Source organism: Burkholderia sp. Bp9099 (assembly GCF_003857805.1).
GTDB lineage: Bacteria > Pseudomonadota > Gammaproteobacteria > Burkholderiales > Burkholderiaceae > Burkholderia.
Genome location: NZ_QTPU01000070.1, coordinates 1 through 4,719 on the forward strand (window position 1 = coordinate 1; position 4,719 = coordinate 4,719).

The 4,719-nt window shown below is 66.3% G+C and carries 5 protein-coding genes; all 5 read left to right on the forward strand.

The genetic code is table 11. The features are described 5' to 3' along the window. Positions 1-137: hypothetical protein (locus tag DIE17_RS36760; RefSeq protein ID WP_148095674.1), on the forward strand; the 137-nt coding region annotated here is incomplete at its 5' end. Positions 138-303: 166 nt separating this feature from the next. Continuing rightward, positions 304-612, forward strand: a complete 309-nt coding sequence (locus DIE17_RS36765; RefSeq protein WP_124489813.1) for an H-NS family nucleoid-associated regulatory protein — start codon at positions 304-306, stop codon at positions 610-612. A 106-nt stretch (positions 613-718) separates the two neighbouring features. Next, complete coding sequence (locus tag DIE17_RS36770; protein WP_124921830.1) at positions 719-1,633, forward strand: LysR substrate-binding domain-containing protein; 915 nt, start codon at positions 719-721, stop codon at positions 1,631-1,633. A gap of 183 nt (positions 1,634-1,816) precedes the next feature. Further along, positions 1,817-3,091: a dicarboxylate/amino acid:cation symporter gene (locus DIE17_RS36775; protein WP_124921831.1), complete on the forward strand. Its 1,275-nt coding sequence runs from the start codon at positions 1,817-1,819 to the stop codon at positions 3,089-3,091. Then, a complete protein-coding gene (locus DIE17_RS36780; RefSeq protein WP_260439301.1) occupies positions 3,088-4,554 on the forward strand; it encodes an aspartate/glutamate racemase family protein in 1,467 nt (488 codons plus the stop codon). The genes DIE17_RS36775 and DIE17_RS36780 overlap by 4 nt, the downstream gene beginning before the upstream one ends. The last annotated feature ends 165 nt before the right edge of the window (positions 4,555-4,719 follow it).

Consider the following 4,719-nt stretch of genomic DNA (forward strand, 5'->3'; position numbering starts at 1 on the left):
TCGCGCGTTCGTCGAACACGACGCCGGTGGTCGTGCTGCGCTTTGAAGCGGAGACCAAGGAAGGGCTCGAGCGCATCGAGGCGGACTTCCGCCGCGTGCTGACGGCCGCGAAGCCGGACGTCGAGCTGCCGTTCTGAACGACGTGCGCACGCGTGCTGCCGACGCATCCGATGCATAGGGAGACAGGCCTCGTGCCGCGTCGCGTGCACGCGCGTGACACCACCCGTTGACAACACAACGAACCGTTCTGGGCTTGCGCCCCGTTCGGCTTTTCATGGCGCCGGAGCAATTGGGAGGAAAGGGATGTCAGGCTATCGCGAATTGAAGGCGCAAGCCAATGAACTGATGAAACGTGCCGAGGAAGCGCGACAGGCCGAACTCGAGACCGTGCTGCAGGAGGTCCGTACCCGTGTCGCCGAATATGGGTTGACCCCGAGACAGATATTCGGCCGTCAGGGCAGTGCCGCAAGGACGGCGCGGAAAACGCCTGCCGTCGCGCCGAAGTACCGCGATCCGAACACCGGGGCGACGTGGTCCGGCCGGGGACGCGAGCCGGCATGGATCAAGGGGAAGCGCCGCGAGCGCTTCCTGATCGAGCGCCAGGAGGGTTGAACGCGACATTGCGCGCTGCCCATAAAATGGAGGCGTCCGTCGGCCCGCGCTTCGCCACGACCCTGGCGACACGCGAGCCGGCTCACCCGCGACCTCCAAGGCCATCATGGAAATCAAATGGATCGAGGATTTCCTCGCGCTCGCGCAATACCAGAGCTTTTCCCGCGCGGCTGAATTTCGCAACGTCACGCAATCGGGCTTCAGCCGCCGCATCCAGTCGCTCGAGCAGTGGATCGGCGCCGAGCTGATCGACCGCAGCAGCTTTCCGCCGGTGCTGACGCCGGCAGGGCGCCTGTTCCGTGAAACGGCCGAAGACGTCATCAGCCGCCTGTACGATACCCGCGCGATCATCCGCACCGAGCAGCGGATCGCCGGCAAGAGCCTGCAGATCGCCGCGGGTCACACGATCGCGCTGAGTTTCCTGCCGGCCTGGCTCAAGGCGCTCGCGACGTATTTCGGTGAAGTGCGCGCGCGTGTCATTCCGACGAACGTCCACGACTCGATCCTGATGCTCGTCAACGGCAACTGCGAGCTGATGTTCGCGTATCACCATCCGGAGCTGCCGCTCCATCTCGACCCCGCGAAGTACGCGCACCTGACGGTGGGCCTCGACACGCTGATGCCGGCGTGCCGGCCGAACCGTCGATCGGCGCCCGCGTTTCGCCTGCCCGGAACGAAGCAGAATCCGCTGCCGCTGATTACCTACACGGAAACCAGCTATTTCGGCCGCTGTCTCGCGCTACTGCTCGGCCGCGCGCCGGATGCGCCGGCCTTGCAGCTGCACTACGAGTCCGACATGGCCGAAGTGCTCAAGAAGCTCGTGATGGAAGGCGAGGGCGTCGCGTGGCTGCCCCGCAGCGCGATCGCCGCCGAACTGGCGGCCGGCGACCTCGTGCCGGCCGGCCCGGCGGCGTGGAACCTGGACGTCGAGCTGCGCGTGTATCGCGACGTGTCCAATCGCAGCGAATTCCTCGACACCCTCTGGCAGCATCTGCGCGCGGCGCCTGCCCGGCTCGGCTGAATCAGGGTTTTCCCGCGTTATGCGGCGCTCGCATACCGCCATGTCGCACCGGCATCACGGCTTTTTCGACCGTCCCTACCATTCGTTCCAACGGCACATGCGACGCGCGACCGGCGTCGCGCGGCCTTCTTCGCAGCGCTCGCCGCCTTCCGGCGGCCGGGTGCCACCCAAGGACGAATGGACATGAAAAATCGCCTCACCTCAAGCATCGCAGTCGGCATGATCCTCGGTGTCGTCGCCGGTTATGCGTGCCACGCCAACATCGCGGACCCGGCCACCCTCAAGACAATCGCCGGCTACTTCTCGATCGTCACCGACATCTTCCTGCGCCTGATCAAGATGATCATCGCGCCGCTGGTGTTCGTGACGCTCGTGTCCGGCCTGGCCGGCATGGACAGCGGCGAGGACGTCGGCCGCATCGGCCTGCGCTCGCTCGGCTGGTTCGTCTGCGCGTCGCTGATTTCGTTGAGTCTCGGCCTCGTGATGGCCAATGCGCTGCAGCCGGGCGCCGGCCTGAACCTCGTGGCGAGCGCGGGTGAGGTCAACACCGGACTGAACACCGCCGCGCTGAACGCCCGGGACGTGATCACGCATGCGTTCCCGACCAGCCTGCTCGACGCGATGGCGCGCAACGACATCCTGCAGATCCTGGTGTTCTCGATCTTTCTCGGCGTCGCGCTGAGTGCGTTGAAGCGCGACCCGCGCGTCAGCGTCGTGATCCAGTCGATCGACGGGATGGTGCCGGTGATGCTGCGCCTGACGAACTACGTGATGCGCGCGGCGCCGCTCGGCGTGTTCGGTGCGATCGCGTCGTCGGTCACGCTGCGCGGGCTCGACGTGATCTATACGTACGGGAAGCTGATCGGCGCGTTCTATCTCGGCTTGCTGGTTCTTTGGGCGATCCTGATCGGCGTCGGCTACGTGTTTCTCGGGCGGCGCGTCGGGAGCCTGCTGAAGGCCGTGCGCGAGCCCGCGCTGATCGCGTTCTCGACCGCCAGCAGCGAGGCCGCCTATCCGCGCCTGACCGAGCAGCTCGAGCGCTTCGGCGTCGACAAGAAGGTGGTGGGCTTCACGCTGCCGCTCGGTTACGCGTTCAACCTCGACGGCTCGATGATGTATCAGGCGTTCGCGGCCATCTTCATCGCGCAGGCGTTCGGCGTGCACATGCCGCTGTCGGAGCAGGTGTTCATGCTGCTGGTGCTGATGTTGAGCAGCAAGGGCATGGCGAGCGTGCCGCGCGGCTCGGTGGTAGTGGTCGCGGCGGTCGCGCCGATGTTCCATCTGCCGGTGGCCGGCGTCGCGATGGTGCTCGCGATCGACCAGATCCTCGACATGGGCCGCACGATGACCAACGTGATCGGCAACAGCGTGGCGACGGCGGTGATCGCGAAGTGGGAGACGCGGCGCGCCGTGAAATCGCAGGACGCCGTATTCGAGCAGCCGGAGCTGAACGCATGATGCGCACGGAGACGGATAGCGTGAATGCGCGGAGGAAATTCGGCGTGGTCGGCGGCCTGGGGCCGCTGGGCAGTGCCGACGTGCTCTTCAAGATGGTGAAGGCGACGCCGGCGTCGTCCGACGAGGAACACGCCGGGATGATCTTCGAGCAATACCCGTTCAAGGGCTCGGGGTCGGGCAGAGCGGCGACCATCGAGCGCAAGCTGTACGTGTTCGACATGATCCGGCAGTTCGAGAAGCGCGGCGTGACGACGGTCGTGCTGCCATGTTTCCTGAGTCACACGTTCATCGACGAATTGAAGGCGAATACGCGCCTGCCGATCGTGGACATCGTCGAAGCCGTTCGCTACCACGTGCGGCGCAAATACCCGGACGCGACGCGCATCGGCGTGCTGGCTTCCGACTACGTGCGGGACAAGCGACTCTTCGACACGTATTTCCCGTCACCGCAGTTCGACGTCGTTCATCCGCGGACGCACGACGGGATCGATCTCGTGACGGAAGCCGTCTACGGCGCCGACGGCATCAAGCGCGGCAATCTGCGCGGCCGGCCGGTCGACCTGCTGCGCCGCGCATGCGCGGACCTGATCGATCAGCGCGTGCAGGTGATCGTCCCCGGCCTGACCGAGATCGCGCTGGTCGCGGACGCCATCGGCCCGCTGCGCGTGCCGCTCGTGGATTCGAACCTCGCGTATGCGCAGTACGCGGTGACCGGGCACGCCGGTTCGCGCGCGGCGCCGTTCAAGGTCGGCGTGGTTGGCGGCGTCGGGCCGGCCGCGACGGTCGATTTCCTCGACAAGATCGTGCGCAACACGCCGGCGTCGCGCGATCAGGAACACATCAAGCTGCTGGTCGAGCAGAATCCGCAGATTCCCGACCGGACCGAGAACCTGACGGGCACCGGCGCGGACCCGACGATCTCGTTGTACGCGACCTGCAAGAAGCTCGAGGACGGCGATGCCGACGTCATCGCGATTCCGTGCAACACCGCGCATGCGTTCGTCGAGCGGATCCAGCCGTACCTCGGCATTCCGGTCGTCAACATGCTGACCGTCACGGTCGCGCATCTGCGCGATACGTATCCGGGGCTGCGCGACGTCGGCGTGCTCGCGACATCCGGCACGATCGAAAGCGGTGTGTACAAGAGGGCACTCGAATCGCAAGGGCTGCGGCAAGTCGCGCCGATGCCCGCATTGCAGGTGCGCGTGATGGAAGCGATCTACGGGAAGCAGGGCGTGAAGGCCGGCTTCACGACCGGACAGTGCAAGGACGATATCGGTGCCGCCGTCGACGCGCTGATCGCCGAGGGCGTGCGGGTGATCGTACTCGGTTGCACCGAGCTGCCGATCCTGCTGCCGGGCGGCGAATATGTCGCGCCGGACGGGCGTCGGGCGACGCTCGTCGATCCGACCGACGTGCTCGCCCGCACGTGCATTGCGTATGCGACGGCTGGTGGGGGCTGAGCCGGTGCGGGTTCGGCGTGTGAGCGCGAGCGGCAGACGCTCCGGAAGCGGGGGGGGGGGGGGGGGGGGCCGGCCGGTTCGACCCCAACAGCACGACGAGGACACACGCCCGAGCCGCCCCCAGGCAATACGACCACCACACGAACAAGAATTAGCAAAAAAAAA